The sequence below is a fragment of the Candidatus Polarisedimenticolia bacterium genome, assembly GCA_035764505.1.
Taxonomy (GTDB): Bacteria; Acidobacteriota; Polarisedimenticolia; order Gp22-AA2; family AA152; genus AA152.
Genome location: DASTZC010000232.1, coordinates 18,389 through 31,834, shown reverse-complemented (window position 1 = coordinate 31,834; position 13,446 = coordinate 18,389). Strand labels below are relative to the sequence as shown.

The following is a 13,446-nucleotide window of genomic DNA, read 5'->3' as shown; positions in this document are numbered from 1 at the left end:
TAAGGATCACTCTTCGCACCTTTCGATCTCAGCCCCGGGACTTGATTGAGCTCGTCGGCTTCAACCCTCTGACCACGAGGCTCTGGCGGCGGGTCGCGATTCTCGACTCAGCCGCCAGAGCCATTCCGGAAAACCTTCCCTCGAGTCCTCGCGACCGGCTGGTGACCCGCCATCAGACCGTCCTCGCCACGCATCGAAGGCCGCCTGGCCTTTCGGCCCTGGAGCTCGACCTGTCCAATCCGGGTGATGAGCCGTCGAACCCTCGCCAAGTTCTCCTGGTCTACAATTCTGCGCTGGAGGCTGCGAGCTTGAGCGTGGAGAGCGACTATGGGAAAACATGGGTTGCGTTGGCTGAGAGTCGCGATGGCCTGCGCGCTGGTCCTTGACTCCTGCCTCGCCTTGGAGGCGGCGACCGACCGGGTACCGGTGTGGGGCGGGCGCTATCAGGCGGGCGCATCCTCTGGTCTTCAGCGAAAGGCCCAAACGCTGTGCGCGTCGACTTCCCCGCCGGGGGCCGCGTGCGGTCCCCAAATCCTCCAGAACGAGGGACGCAGGGCCCGTCGCAGCCTGAACGACTTCGAGATCGATCGTTTCGAAGTAAGCCAGGAGCGGTACCGCGAGTGTGTTGCCGTGGGCGCCTGCATGCCTGCCGACTGGCCCGCCTGCCGTTACGGCGACGGCACCGTTCCTTCAGAGGCAGATCGGGAGATTCTGGAGCAGCATGACCGCCCTGCGGTATGCGTCACTTTCGAGCAAGCGCGATCCTATTGTCTCTGGCGCCTCGGAGATCTCCCCGACGAGGCGCAATGGGAGAAAGCGGCCGGGGGCCAACGGCTCTTTCCGTGGGGAGACAAATGGAATCCGGCGCTGCTCAACTGGGGGGACGACGGAAAGGCAGACGGCTTCCAGCTCAGCGCGCCGGTGGCGAGTTTCCCGGGAGGCGCCAGCCCGTTCGGAGTGCAGAACATGGTGGGCAACGTGTGGGAATGGGCGATCCGTCTGCCCGAGCTCGATGATGCCGCTGCGTACGGGAAGCAGGTCATCCGAGGAGGCGGCTTCGCCGCGCCGCCATACGCTCAAAGAATCCACAAGCGGGCCCCCTACGATCCCGCGCGCGGCTACCCCAATGTCGGCTTTCGCTGCGTTTACCCTTGAGCTTCTCCGTCGCGGCACAAAAAAAGGGCCGCGCCGAAGCGCGGCCCCATGCGACCTGCCTGATCACTCTACCAGAGTAGTCTTTTCTTTCCTCATGAAAACCGAGACGAGAAGCGCTGTCGCGAGCGCCCCAATGAGGATCCTGCCCGCGTTGCTCTTCAGAAAGGCAGAAGTATCCGCAAAGACTTCTTCCAGGCTCTTGCTCTTGAACCGATTGAATTGGTCGCGGGAAGCGTCGGCCATCTGGTTGATTCTGCGATCGGCCGCCTCTCCCATTGAGGAAAATACCTGGGCCATGGTTGGTCCTCCCTCAGTTGAGACCGGGTACCCCATGATAGCAAGTGCTCCAGCCCGCAGCCACGGATTCGACCCTTCGTATTCCCTATGATTCACCCGAGTGCGAAAGCGTCTTGAAGGGGTATTCTCCCTACCGTATTCCCCTGAGAGCTCACCATTCGCGGTGCCAAGTAACCCCCTCCGCGCCGCTCGCGGGATCGTAAAAGGGTGTGAGCCCGGAAGAGGCTCGCTTCTCCACCGGCTGGTCTCGCGAAAGCACCATCCGCCCGAAGCTGTTGCCGACGAGGGCGCCGACGAAGACGTCGGTGGGGAAGTGGCGGCCCAGCGCGACCCGCGACGCGGCGACCAGACCGGCGGTCCCGTAGGCGACCCAGGGCACCCAACGGTGCTGCTCTCGATACATTCCCGCGAACACCGTGGCGGCCGCGAAAGCCCCGGAAGCATGGCCGGAGGGAAAGGAGTCGTTCTTCTGGCCTGGCGGCGGATTGTACTGGAAGAACTGGCCGGTGCCGCCGGCGTTCGGGCGGGTGCGGGCCGTCAAATGCTTCAGGACCGAAACCCAAAGCCCGGTGTCGAGAACCGCCTCCGCCGACAGGCTGGCCGATTCCGCGAATCGGTCGTGCCCGCTCCAACGCCCGGCCAGGTAGGCGGTGCCGATCAGGAAAAGGCCGGCGGGCGCGTCGCCGAGATTGGTGAAGACGTGCGCCGTACTCAGGGTGGCTCCTCCGGTGTCGGAGCTGAAATCCCTCTCGAATCCCAGGTCCGGCTGGCTCGCGTCGGCATCGCGGCCGGCCGCCAGGGCGATGCCCGTCCCGAGGAGGACCGGATAGATGAATCCCGGACGATGCACTTCGGCCGGCAGCCAATCGGTGAACAGGTACTTCTGATCCGAGAAGAAGCGACGGAAGAGGTTGGTTCGCCAGTAGGGCTTATCGGAGGCTTCGTCCTCGGACGCGACCGCCTGCTGCTCCTCGGAGGTGCCGTCCAGTGATGAGGACCCGTCGCTCAGAGCTGCATCGGAAGATGCGGAGCCATCGTCCGCCGGAGTGTCCCCGAGCACCGGCTCATCGTACGGGGCCGACTCGGCGATGGGACCGCAGAGCCGCGGCCCCCCCTGGGTGGCGGCGGTGCAGGGGGCCGCCGTCATGGCCAGAATCAGGAGAGGGACTCCGCCACGGAGAAGATGGAAGTTCCGGAAGGCCTTGCCGTCGTGCGGCAGCCTGCCCTGGTCGACCGACAATTGACGAACCACCTCGCACCCGGTCAGGCCGATTCCGAGACGGGCCGGCAGCCGGGTTCTGCTGGATAAGCTCCGGGGATTAGAGGGGCCCGGACCGGGAAATCCTTCGCGGACTGCTTTTTTTCTCGAGGGGGAGAATTCGGGGTGAAAGTCGGGCGAGTCTTTTCAGCGGAGGATCGACCAGAGGAAGACCACGACCTCGATGAGAATCAGGACGACGATGGTGAGCTCGAGCTGGACGTTGCGGCGATCGCTCAGCAGATTCATGAAGATGGAGCTCATGTCGGTGAAGTAGGCCACCTTCTGGTTGATGGCCGAGAGGCGCTCCTCCAGGTCGAAGAAGTCGTACAGCTGGCTGTCGAGCCGCTCCAGCATCTCGCTTTCCCAGGTTTCCGGCGGGCGGTCGAAGAGCGTCAGGTTGGCGAGCACGGTCGAGCGCACCTGCAAGGCGAAGCCGACCGCCTTGAGAACCTGTCGCACCGAGAGCCGGAGGCGACCGGTGCTGTGGATGTCGACAACGACCGGCTCGAATCCCTTCAGCGCGCCCGCCACCTCCCGCTCGATGTGATCCAGGGCCACCGACTGGGCGACCGCCTGCGAGATGATGCTGACTCGATCGAGGGAAAGCTCTTTGAGCCGCACCTCGTTGAAGGTGACGGCGTTTTCTGTGGTGCCCACCAGCACGTCCAGCGAGTCCTCCATCTTCTCGGCATGGGAACCGCCCATCAGCTGACGGGTGTCCGAGAGGATCGTGCGCTGCAGCGGCTCCGGACAGTTCCAGAAGACGAGGGCCCCGAACTTGGTGATGACCAGGAAGCTGCCGCGCACCGGCTCGACGATCAGCGGATCGGCGGCCAGGACCGGGTACTCGGAGTTGTGGGCGCGAAAGCTCTTGAGATCGATCTGCCCTTCGAGGTAGACGGCCCGCACGCTCAGGCGCTCGGCCTGGCTGGGAGTAGTCGTCGGCACCGGCAGGGTGGGCATCGGAGGATTTCCACGAGGAAGACCGGGGTATTCTGGCCCACCGAAATGCGGGAATCAACTTCGAAGGCTCGGCGCGCGTGGGAGTGCAGCGCCGCTATTGCGTCACGCGCTTCTTCAGGTCGGCGAGCATCGCTTCCACGCGGGTGCGCAGCTCCTCATCCTGCACCTGCGGCAGCAGCTTTTCCAGGATCGTCACGGCGCTGGGATAATCCTTCGCATTGGCCAGGTCCACCGCCTTGTTGAAGGCATCGATCTGCCCGGGCAAATAGATCGTGGCCTGTGCCCGCGCTATCTCCGCCTCGAGGCGCTTGCGGCTTTCCGGGTCGGAGGTGGTCTTCAGCGCTTCCTCGAGGATCTGTACGTAGGAGCGCTTGCGCTCCTGGAACAGGGCTTCATCCGGCACGGGGACGGGAGTGCCGGGTCCCTCGGGAGCCACGGCTTCTGCCTTTCCGGCCGCACGCACCTGGGCATCGTATTCAAGCCGCAGTCTCGCCCACCGGATCGACTCCTCGTCCCGCTGGGGGACGATCGCCTTGTCGAAAAGCTCCTGGGCGGCGGCGCGGTTGCCCATCTTCAGGTTGAGGAAGAAGAGGTTCATGGTGACGTCCAGGCGCGACGGCATCAAGGTCCTGGCCTTCTCCAGCGCCTCGATCCCTTCCTCGAGGCTTCCCCCCGGCGCATCGGAGAGGTTCCCCAGCTCGATATAGGCCTCCGCGAAGGAAGGCCGGATCTTGAGGGTGCGCTTGAGCAGGACCCGCGCGCGCTCCACCGTTTCGGGAGGAGCGGATCCTATGCTCTCCTCGCCGACGGCTCGCTCACCTTCCTTGCGATGCAGGAGGGCCCGGGCCTCCCGGTAGTACAGCAGCGGATCGTCGGGCAGGCTGGCCGCCGCCCGCTCGAAGAGGGAAACCGCCTTGTCGAATTCCCCCTTCGCGGCCAGGAGCGTTCCCATGTTCATCAGTGGAATCCCGCCCTCCGGGTCCAGACGCAGCGCTTCGCGCAGATGGGCCTCGGCATCCGGGAGCCTCTCCTCCTGGAGGTTCAAGAGCAGCTCGCCCAGTCGGGCCAGCGATTCGCTGCGGCCCATGGGTCTCACCTTGGCGCTGTCATCGACGCGGAACTTGTCGCTGAAGGTGATCTCGGAGTAATTGAAGCGGTTGCGTGCCACATAGGCCTGGCACTCCTTCTGCAGCCCGGAGAGCGAGACATGGAGAGAGGCCTGCAACGCCGCTTCCGGCGACATCCCCTGAATGATGCCGTCCAGGAACTTGCCCGTCTGGGACTTGCGCTCGGCGCCGTTGGCGAGAAGGTAGTGCACGAGCGCCCACGACTCGGCGTAGAAGGTCCCCGCCCGCGTCACTTCCGTGTAGAAGTCGGGATCGTAGTCCTGCTCGAAGAGCTTTTCGAGGGGGATGAAGTCATTGTAGGAAAGCCACTGCACGTGCTCCGGCACCGGCTTGCCCAGAGAGGCGCGCTTGTCGTCGCCGACGAAAGTGCTGAAATACTCGGCGAGCCCCTCATTGAACCAGGCCGGCACGATCGCCAGATTGCTCCGGACGAACTGATGCGTGAACTCGTGGTAGATGGTCGGGCGCGGGTCGAGGTTCCAGGCGGCCGACATGATGATGTAATTCGCGTCCCAGCCCGGGTGGAACAGGCCTGATACTTCCGCGAGCTTCCCGCCGACGCGCAGGTTGTAGGCGTTGAAGCTCTCCTGGTTCTTGAAGATGTAGATGAAGTTGGGCTGAGGCGTGTCGAGGCGGAGATTGGTCTGGAATGCCGCGAGCACGGCCCGGAAGCGCTCCAGGCTCCTTCCCAGCTCCAGGGCGCGCCTTTCAGGGGCGTTCGAGTAGATCCTGAAATGCGCCGTCTCGATCTGGATCCAGTCCTCCTTGTTGGATGGAAGCGACGAGTTCGGCGTGCTCGTTTCCGCCGCCGGCAGGGCGCTCGGGAGCATTAGAAGGAAGGCGCAGCAAGTGAGCAGAAGCCGATGACTTCGAAGCATTGGATCCCCTGGCTTGCGATCCCTCGATGCACGACACGGCCGACGAGCGAACTCGAGAAAGCTCTTCAGCTTCGCGGACAGCGCCGGGATGTCGGGAAGAAGGTAGAGTCTGAGATAGTCGGTCCTGCGCTGTCAAGACTCCCGCGGGCCGGGAACGCGCTCACTTGTGAGCGAGGGTCGTCTCGACGGCTGCCTGCAGCGCCTCATAGGCACGGTTGCACTCTTCGTGCCCTGCCCCCCCGTCTGGATGAAATTCCCCGCCATCGTGGACGAAGCGGATGATTCCGTTCCGGTCGATCAGGAAGCTCACGGAAGTGAAATGTCGGAAGACGGTACCGACTCCATAGGCTCGTAGGGTCGTCCACTGATCATCCTGACCTACCGGGAAGTCGAACCCCAGCTCGTCCGCCTTGCGGGAGACCCATCCGATGTCGCGAGCCTTCTCCGACTTCGGATGGTGCAGCCCGACGACGACCAATCCGCGATCGCCATATTGCTTCCGGAGGGACAGGAGAGCAGGGGCGGAATGAATGCAGTAGGGGCAGTCGCCCATCCAGAATCGGAGGAGAATTACTTTTCCCTTCAGGGATTCCAGCGTCAGCGGCCCGCCATGGACCCAGGTGATGCCGCTCCATTCGGGGGCATGCGAGCCCAGGAGGCTCTTGCCTTCCTGCGGCTCCCACGGGACCGTGCTTCCGATGGGCAAAGCAAGCAGGATCGTCAGCAGAACCAGAAGTCTGGACATCATGAGGGTGGGTCCTCGGCGGAAGCTCCCGCACCGCATTACCCCAGCGCGGAGGCTTCACGGGATGGACCATCTTGACACTGCCCACCGGCACGATTCAAGGAAGAAGGCATCGCGGCATTCCCTCGGCGCCACGGTCTACGTAATCAGGAAGCACCTCAATTGGATACCGCAGACTGATCGAGGCGGAGCGAATCGGAGTAGAATCCCCAAAAGCTCAAGGTCTTCACCGATGGAAGCCGACTCCAGCGCGCGCCCTCGCCCTCTCCTCCGCTTCGCCATCCTGGCGGCCGCGGCCCTGATCCTCATCATCGCCGGCTTCCAGGCCTGGCGGGCCGTGCAGGCTGCGCGCCTTCGTGCAGCGACCGAGCGGCTGCGCACGATGTATTTCACGGGGGACTACGAGGGAGCGAGACAGGAAGGCGCCGACTTGGTCCGCCGGTTTCCGCAGTCGATGGAGCTGCTGGCCTGGTACTTCGTCGCAGGCGGGTCGCGCAAGGGGTACGGCGACGATGATGGGAAGTTGAAGGTGGCGCGGCGGATGACCCGGGACCACCCGAACGACCCATGGGGCTGGTTCGCCCTCGCCGGCACCGAGAGCCTGTTGCGCACCTCGGACGAGCAAGGAAACGAGGCCCTGGCGGCCAGCGCCAAAGCGCTCGCCCTGAGGCCCCACCATCCCGACTTCATCTGGATGAGGGCTTGGTCCCTGCTCCTCTCGATGGACCATGCCGGCGAAGTCCCGGAATTCGTCGACGCTCACCTGAGAGAAGTTCCCGACCCCGCCGAGCTTCTCGTGGTCAAAGCGCAGGCGCTCTTTCTCCTGGGTACGCAGATCCGGGCCAATGAGGAGCAGGTTGCCGCCGCCTACGCGACCCTGGAGGAAGCGCGCCGGCGGGATCCTGGGAATTACCATGCCCGCTTTCTGCACGGGGTGTATCTGTCGCACCAGGGGGAGCCTGAGAAAGGACTTCAGCTGCTGAAGAACGCGGTCGCGCTCGCCCCCGATTCGGTGGCCGCCCACAAGGCGTACTGGGAAGCATTCAACATGCTGGAGCCCTCCCTGCAACAGCACGAGCGCGCGGCCGTGCTGGCCGACCTCAAAGTGCTGGAAGCGGAAAGCGGGCGCCCCTGGGGACTGGCGAGAGCCGCCGAACAGTATGGCGCCCTCGGCATGCGGGACAAGCAGGTGGCCTTGGAGGACAAGCTTCTCCGGGAGCACGGCGAAGATCCGATCGGCAAGACGGTCCTTTACCATCGCATCACCCGGCTGTCGCAAGCGATCGATCTCTATGGAACCCGTCGGCGCCCGCCGGACCAGGGCCAGCCGGGACCGATCCAGGCCCCGCCGGATCCGGAGCGGAACCTCGACGATCTCCTCAAGAAGGAGTCGACCGAGACTCTGAAGAAGTCGCTGTGGGATTACGTGAGCCGCCATGACGAGAAGGGGGACTGGCTTCTTCCCCAGGCCTACTCGACCCTGTTCGTCGCCATCAGGGACGACGCGGCGACCAGTGAAGAGGAGCTGCTGCGGGTGACGCGCGGTATGTCGAAGCACCCCTGGGGAAGCGCCAGCCGGGGAGTGGCGTTAGGGGCGCTGGCGCTGGCCGATCGGAATGTCGGTCTGCGGGAGGTCGAAGCGCTCGTGCGTGAGCGTTTGTCGGATCTCGAGGAGAACCTGGCCAAGGAGAAAGCCGACTTCAAGAACGAGGCCAACTACAGGCAATACCTCGACGAGGCCACCGGCGAGATGCATGATGCGCTGGGATGGGTCCTGCTCAAGCAGGGCCGCACAGCCGAGGCGGAAAAGGAGCTGGTTCTGGCGCGGCAGCTCGCTCCGGGACAGCTCGTCAACCTGTTCCACCTTGGCGGGCTGGCAGAGTCACGAAGAGACCTGGATCAGGCGCGGCGCTTCTACGGCGAATGCTCCACCCTGCCGTCGCGGAAGGAGAATCCCTGCCTGCCTGCTCTGAGGAGCCTCTACGAGAACCAGCACGGCAGCCTGGAAGGATTCGAGTCGACCCTGGAGACCCAGCAGGATCGGGGCAGGGCCATCCGCCGCGAGCGTCTCCTGGCCGACTCTCTGAAGCCTCCCATGAGGCTGCCGCCTTTCCGCCTCAAGGATCTGGCGGGCGAGGAAGTCTCTTCAGACCGGCTGGAGGGAAAGATCGGGGTGATCGATTTCTGGGGGGTTTGGTGCCCGGGCTGCAAGACAGCGGCCCCCTACTTCCAGAAGCTCGTGGACAAGTACCGCGACGAGCCCGAGGTCGTCATCCTGTCGATCAATACCTTCGATGCACTGCCGGTAGTCCAGAAGTGGATCCGGGAGGAAGGCCTTACTTTTCCTGTCCTGCGGGATGCCGGGTATGTCACCGACCACGAGGACATCATCGAGGCTTATCCCACCACCTGGTTCGTGGATCGGGGCGGTCACATCATCTACATCGAGCGCGGGGCCGAAGAAAACCTGGTCGAGGAGTTCTCCTGGCGCATCGAGGCGTTGAAGCGCCGATAACCCGAATCGCTTCCAGGCGAAGCCTTTGGACGTTCTGGCTTTCATCGCAATTCTCACGGCCTACATCTGGATCTTCCTTCCGGCGACACAAGGAAAGACGGCGGTGGGCCTGGCTTTCACCTTGCTCGCCGTCGCCATGGCGGCCTTCTTCGCCTGGAGGAAGGGAATCCGATGGGCGCAAACGGGACTTAAGCTCCGAGGTTTCCCCGGGGATCTGGCGCTCTACCTGGGGGCGGCCGCCGCGTACCGCGGCATCGTCCTGTTGCTGTTCCGGTCGGCCATCGTCCGTTTCTCCGAGCAGGACTGGCCGTCTCCCGGGCGCATCCCCTGGTTTCTGACCTGGGCATTGCTGCAGCAGTTCTGCCTCCTCGCATTCCTCACCAACCGGCTCCGCCAGATCCTGCGCCGCGACACGCCGGCGGCGATCGTCGCGGCGGGACTCTTCGCCTTCTTCCATCTCCCGAACCCGTTCCTCGTCCTTTATACGCTCGGCGGCGGACTGGTGATCGCGAGCATCTTTCTGCGGCGGCCGAGCCTCCCGGCCGCGACCCTGGCCCACGCGCTGTCCAGCTTTCTCGTGGCCAACCTGCTCCCCGGGGCGATCACGGGCTGGATGCGCGTCGGACCGTTGTATTGGGGACGGCATTAGGATGGACTCGAGCCCGGAGCGCCGGTAAGCTAAGCGAACGGCCGGCGGCGCGAAGGGAACGGAGGATTCATTGCGGGAGAAGACGGGTAGTCCGGGGGGCGATATGACAAGAGGTGCTCCTGCGCAAAAGCGGGCTGCCGGGCTCTATACGATCATCGCCGTCAAGCTGGGCAAGAGCCTGCTCCTGTTCGGCATCACCCTCGGCATCTACAGCCTCATGGGAGACGACTTGCAGGTCGAGCTCGAGCGCTTCGTGCGCTGGCTCAGGCTCGATCCGGAGCATCAGTTCTTCGCCGATCTCGGCGCCAGGCTCCAGGTCCTGACCCCGGCGAGCATCGCCTGGATCGCGTCGGGCACGCTGCTCTATGGCGTGCTCCTGCTCGTCGAAAGCATCGGGCTGATGTTCCGGGTCTTCTGGGCGGCCTGGCTGGCCATCGGCGAGACGGCCTTCTTCATCCCCATCGAAATCTATCACCTGATGAAGGATTTCTCTCCGGCCGTCTTTGTGCTTCTGGTCGTCAACGTGGCGATCGTCTGGTACCTCGTGAGAAACCGAAGCCGGCTCTTCCACCACGCCTCCCTCGCGGCCAAGCCCTATTCAGCCGGGGCCGAGCCCGCGCCATGAGCGGGGTGGAGGGCGGCGGCTCCCGGTTCGCCCTGGTCCTTGGAGCGGGCGGAGTCCGGGGGATCGCGCACCTGGGCGTTCTCCGGCGCCTGGTGGCCTGCGGGCTGCGGCCCGACGCGCTGGTCGGCTGTTCGGCGGGAGCGCTCATTGCAGCTTTCTACGCCGGCGCCGGCATCGACGCGGAGGAGCTGGTCGACTATGGGACCGCGGTGACGGCACGCCACCTTCTCGCCTACGGGCTCGTGCTGCGTCGTTTTCGCAAAGTCCCTTCCCGAATACGCGAGCGCTGCGACTGGTTCAGCGATCGCCTGGCGCTGCTGGATCGCTGCGACGTCGATCGTCTCGCCTTCGGCGTGCGGCGGCTCGGGCTGCTCACCTTCGACACCGTTTCCCGCCGGGAGCTGTTCATCGCCACCGGCGCCAACCACCATGCGGTAACCCTGGGCGACGCCGCGCGCGGCAGCGCGGCGGTGCCGCTGCTCTTTCCTTCCCGCAGGATCCAGCGGAACGGCGTCCGGCTGCGCCTCATCGACGGCGGCGTGAGCCGAACGCTGCCGGTGTCCAACGCTTTCGATCCGCCCTTTGGCGCGCGGCACGTCCTGGCGGTGAAAGTGTCGAGGATGCCGGGCGTGCTCGAGCGGCCGGGCGGTTACTTCCAGTCCCTGCAAAAACGCTACGGGGATCGGCTCATCCTGCTCGATATCGACGTCCCGCCGTTGCGCTCGCTGTTCTACTCGGAGGACCAGAATCGCTCGCTCGTCGAGGCCGGCGAAAGGGCCGTGACGCCGCAGCTCGTCGCGCGGATTCGAGCGTGGACGGAGGCTTCGGGCTGACTCGGCGGTGGATTGCCGGATTTCCGCGGGTTCAACCCTGGCGGGGAACGGTCGAAAGGGGAATCCCGAGGCGCCAGTCGGGATCGAGCGAGGCGGGAGGGGGCGCGACTTCCTCCGGGGGAGGAGCGCTGGTGAGCCCGAAGCGTCTCTCGAGTCGATAGGAGAGGAAGCGCAGGAACGTTCCGACCCAGCTGCCGAACAGGCCCAGGCGCGCGAAGCTCCCGGAGGGCCATCGCCTCATCGCTTCCCGGTACATCGCTTCATAGGCGGGCCCGGCGGTCTGGATCAGGAGATGCTCGCGCGCGTAGCGCTCCGAGAATCGGCCCAGCTCGCCGCGCAGCGCGTCATCCGACAGAAGCCGCAGCACGCAATCCACCAGGATTTCCCGGGCGGCGAGGGGATTGCCTGCCAGGCGTCCCTTGTCGAAATTGAAGCGACGGAATCCCTCGATCGTCTCGGGAGAGAGTACCCCGCAGAACCCGTTCGGGCCGACCGAGAGGACGACCTTGCCAATGGCCATCGCCTCGAGGGCGGAGCGGGCACCGGTGGCCACGACCAGATCCGACATCGCGAAGGCCTCGGCGGTGCGCTGGGAAGCGCCCGGCGCGAGGATGAAATGGCTGCCGGTCCGCGTGTGGATCTCCTCGATGCGGGCCAGTATCTCACCATGGGCATCACCGTCGCCCAGCAGGACGATGCGGGCATCGGGTCTCCCGCGATGGATGGCCTCCGCGGCGTCGAGCAGCGTCATCACTCCTCCGGCCTTGAGCCGGTCGTGGCGGCAGATCATGACCAGGACCTCGAGCCCCTCCGCAATCCCGAGATCGGCGCGCAGCGCGGCGCCCGAGACTTCGGGGTAGAAACGCTCCTGGTCGATGCGCGCGATCAGGTGACGGAATACTTCCGGCTTCCACCCGAAACGCTCGACGAGGTCGACCATCAGCTCGTCGCTGAAGACGTTGACCACCGGCAGGTAAGGGTGAGGGTAGGGGAGGTTGAACATGCCTCCATAGGTCGGCATCACGGGGCGGCCCGTCAGCAGTCCCGCCGGGATCGCGTCGAGCGTGCAATCGAAGCCGTTGGGGCAGAGCAGGGTGATGTCGTATTGCCGGATCGCCGCCATCAGCTTGCGCATGACGCCTGGCGAAGGGTGGCGTACCTCGGTCGTCACCGGGATATGGGGAATGCCCGATTTCTCGAGCTGGCTCAGCAGCGGGCCTCCTTCGCTCGCAAAGACCACGAAATGCCCCGCCGCCTTCATCTGCCGGGCCACCGTGACGGTCGTCTGAATCGACCCGCCGATACGCAGCGATTCGACGTAATAGAGCAGCCGCATCGGTCCGTGCATCGTGTGGGTCACGACGCACCGGCGGAGGCGAGCCTGCGGTAGAGCTCGAGGTACTGCGAAGCGATGAGCTTCATGGAGAAGCGGGGCTGGACGGTCTCCCGCGCCGCCCGTCCCATGGCTTCCCTGCCGCTGGTAGGGTAGCGCGGACTGAGGATCAGCACCCGGATGGGTCGAGGATTCATGAGGCCATAGTCTTGATGGGGTCGAGCTCCCTCTGGAGGCGGCTTTCATTTTCGCACAAGCGAGGGGGCGATTGAGATTCGTTCAGGGTGAAGGCGCCTTCTTGTGGCGGGCCATGGTGGCGAGATAGGCGCGGAGCTGGGACAGTTCGGCGTCCGTGAGAACTTCGGGAGGGAAGGACGGCATTTTCTGGTCAGGCCAACGCAAGAGCGAGGCCGGGTCGCGGACATATTTCTCGAAGATGCCTTCGCGAAAGTACTCCGTGGGATTCATGGGCGAGTTCAGGTCCGGCCCCACCTCTGAGCTGCCCACGCCATTGAGCCGGTGACATGGCGAGCAATTCCTGACAAAGATTTCAAATCCCGCCTTGGCCTTCGAATCAGCCTCTCCCATCGGAGCGATCCCGCGGAATTCTCCCTCCGCCTCGCGTACCGAGATTCGGAAGATCTGATACGGCCATTCCTCGTGAGCCACGCGCATGGACGGCCCTGTCTGCCAGATCAGGTAGAAAGGGCCGGCCGTCGCTTGGGGCTGCTTCTTCAAAGGAGGCCATGGGGACGCGGGGTCCTCGATCGCCAGAAAGGCACGAGGGCCGTCCGGCGCCTGACCGAGCACCCGCGCCGCCGGAATCGTGGCGGCAAACCCGTCCAGGCATTCGAAGACCAGGCTGAGCTCGGGGCGGGCGTAGCGGGCCGGGAGAAGATCGGTCATCGGCACCGCCTTGAAGCGCATGGTCACGTCTCCGTACCCGGGCGTGCTGGCCAGAACGACCGTCCTCAAGGAGCCACGCTGCAGCAGCTGTGCGGCGGACAGTTTCAAGGCCGGTGAGCCGGGGGTCGAGATCTCGAGCTCGCGCCGAGGTTGCACCGC

General features: G+C 64.8%; 13 protein-coding genes. 5 read left to right on the top strand and 8 right to left on the bottom strand.

Features of this window, described 5'->3' with window-relative positions; genetic code table 11:
• Positions 1-363: 363 nt before the first annotated feature.
• Positions 364-1,155 carry an SUMF1/EgtB/PvdO family nonheme iron enzyme gene (locus tag VFW45_15600; GenBank protein HEU5182209.1) on the top strand — a complete coding sequence of 264 codons (792 nt, stop codon included), beginning with the start codon at positions 364-366 and terminating at the stop codon, positions 1,153-1,155.
• A gap of 63 nt (positions 1,156-1,218) precedes the next feature.
• On the opposite strand, the gene VFW45_15595 is transcribed toward VFW45_15600, so the two are convergent.
• The 5 genes from VFW45_15595 to VFW45_15575 form a co-directional block, all read right to left on the bottom strand.
• Complete coding sequence (locus VFW45_15595) at positions 1,219-1,452, bottom strand: hypothetical protein (protein HEU5182208.1); 234 nt, start codon at positions 1,450-1,452, stop codon at positions 1,219-1,221.
• A 151-nt stretch (positions 1,453-1,603) separates the two neighbouring features.
• Complete coding sequence (locus tag VFW45_15590; protein ID HEU5182207.1) at positions 1,604-2,692, bottom strand: phosphatase PAP2 family protein; 1,089 nt, start codon at positions 2,690-2,692, stop codon at positions 1,604-1,606.
• 165 nt (positions 2,693-2,857) lie between these two features.
• Positions 2,858-3,676 (bottom strand): RMD1 family protein, encoded by an 819-nt coding sequence (locus VFW45_15585; protein ID HEU5182206.1) that lies wholly within the window; start codon positions 3,674-3,676, stop codon positions 2,858-2,860.
• Between the two features lie 94 nt (positions 3,677-3,770).
• Positions 3,771-5,681: a tetratricopeptide repeat protein gene (locus tag VFW45_15580; protein ID HEU5182205.1), complete on the bottom strand. Its 1,911-nt coding sequence runs from the start codon at positions 5,679-5,681 to the stop codon at positions 3,771-3,773.
• A 160-nt stretch (positions 5,682-5,841) separates the two neighbouring features.
• On the bottom strand, positions 5,842-6,429 hold the full coding sequence (locus tag VFW45_15575) for a redoxin family protein (GenBank protein ID HEU5182204.1): 588 nt from the start codon (positions 6,427-6,429) through the stop codon (positions 5,842-5,844).
• Between the two features lie 229 nt (positions 6,430-6,658).
• On the opposite strand from VFW45_15575, the gene VFW45_15570 reads away from it, so the two are divergent.
• The 4 genes from VFW45_15570 (at position 6,659) to VFW45_15555 (ending at position 11,048) form a co-directional block, all read left to right on the top strand.
• On the top strand, positions 6,659-8,941 hold the full coding sequence (locus tag VFW45_15570) for a redoxin domain-containing protein (GenBank protein HEU5182203.1): 2,283 nt from the start codon (positions 6,659-6,661) through the stop codon (positions 8,939-8,941).
• 25 nt (positions 8,942-8,966) lie between these two features.
• Positions 8,967-9,590 carry a CPBP family glutamic-type intramembrane protease gene (locus VFW45_15565; GenBank protein ID HEU5182202.1) on the top strand — a complete coding sequence of 208 codons (624 nt, stop codon included), beginning with the start codon at positions 8,967-8,969 and terminating at the stop codon, positions 9,588-9,590.
• Positions 9,591-9,693: 103 nt separating this feature from the next.
• The gene (locus tag VFW45_15560) at positions 9,694-10,215 is read left to right on the top strand and encodes a DUF2127 domain-containing protein (GenBank protein HEU5182201.1); all 522 of its coding nucleotides are present in this window, start codon (positions 9,694-9,696) and stop codon (positions 10,213-10,215) included.
• Complete coding sequence (locus tag VFW45_15555) at positions 10,212-11,048, top strand: patatin-like phospholipase family protein (protein ID HEU5182200.1); 837 nt, start codon at positions 10,212-10,214, stop codon at positions 11,046-11,048. The genes VFW45_15560 and VFW45_15555 overlap by 4 nt, the downstream gene beginning before the upstream one ends.
• 31 nt (positions 11,049-11,079) lie before the next feature.
• Here VFW45_15555 and VFW45_15550 read toward each other — a convergent pair whose 3' ends face one another.
• From VFW45_15550 to VFW45_15540, 3 genes are all read right to left on the bottom strand, one after another.
• Positions 11,080-12,408 carry a glycosyltransferase family 4 protein gene (locus tag VFW45_15550; GenBank protein HEU5182199.1) on the bottom strand — a complete coding sequence of 443 codons (1,329 nt, stop codon included), beginning with the start codon at positions 12,406-12,408 and terminating at the stop codon, positions 11,080-11,082.
• Complete coding sequence (locus VFW45_15545) at positions 12,405-12,578, bottom strand: hypothetical protein (protein ID HEU5182198.1); 174 nt, start codon at positions 12,576-12,578, stop codon at positions 12,405-12,407. The genes VFW45_15550 and VFW45_15545 overlap by 4 nt, the downstream gene beginning before the upstream one ends.
• Before the next feature lie 82 nt (positions 12,579-12,660).
• Positions 12,661-13,395 carry a cytochrome c gene (locus tag VFW45_15540; protein HEU5182197.1) on the bottom strand — a complete coding sequence of 245 codons (735 nt, stop codon included), beginning with the start codon at positions 13,393-13,395 and terminating at the stop codon, positions 12,661-12,663.
• Positions 13,396-13,446 lie beyond the last annotated feature (51 nt).

What these genes read in the sequence shown, in the direction of transcription:
- VFW45_15600 (HEU5182209.1), top strand. Translation starts at nt 364, where the DNA reads ATGGCCTGCGCGCTGGTCCTTGACTCCTGCCTCGCCTTGGAGGCGGCG.
- VFW45_15595 (HEU5182208.1), bottom strand. Translation starts at nt 1,452, where the DNA reads ATGGCCCAGGTATTTTCCTCAATGGGAGAGGCGGCCGATCGCAGAATC.
- VFW45_15585 (HEU5182206.1), bottom strand. Translation starts at nt 3,676, where the DNA reads ATGCCCACCCTGCCGGTGCCGACGACTACTCCCAGCCAGGCCGAGCGC.
- VFW45_15580 (HEU5182205.1), bottom strand. Translation starts at nt 5,681, where the DNA reads ATGCTTCGAAGTCATCGGCTTCTGCTCACTTGCTGCGCCTTCCTTCTA.
- VFW45_15575 (HEU5182204.1), bottom strand. Translation starts at nt 6,429, where the DNA reads ATGATGTCCAGACTTCTGGTTCTGCTGACGATCCTGCTTGCTTTGCCC.
- VFW45_15570 (HEU5182203.1), top strand. Translation starts at nt 6,659, where the DNA reads ATGGAAGCCGACTCCAGCGCGCGCCCTCGCCCTCTCCTCCGCTTCGCC.
- VFW45_15560 (HEU5182201.1), top strand. Translation starts at nt 9,694, where the DNA reads ATGACAAGAGGTGCTCCTGCGCAAAAGCGGGCTGCCGGGCTCTATACG.
- VFW45_15555 (HEU5182200.1), top strand. Translation starts at nt 10,212, where the DNA reads ATGAGCGGGGTGGAGGGCGGCGGCTCCCGGTTCGCCCTGGTCCTTGGA.
- VFW45_15545 (HEU5182198.1), bottom strand. Translation starts at nt 12,578, where the DNA reads ATGAATCCTCGACCCATCCGGGTGCTGATCCTCAGTCCGCGCTACCCT.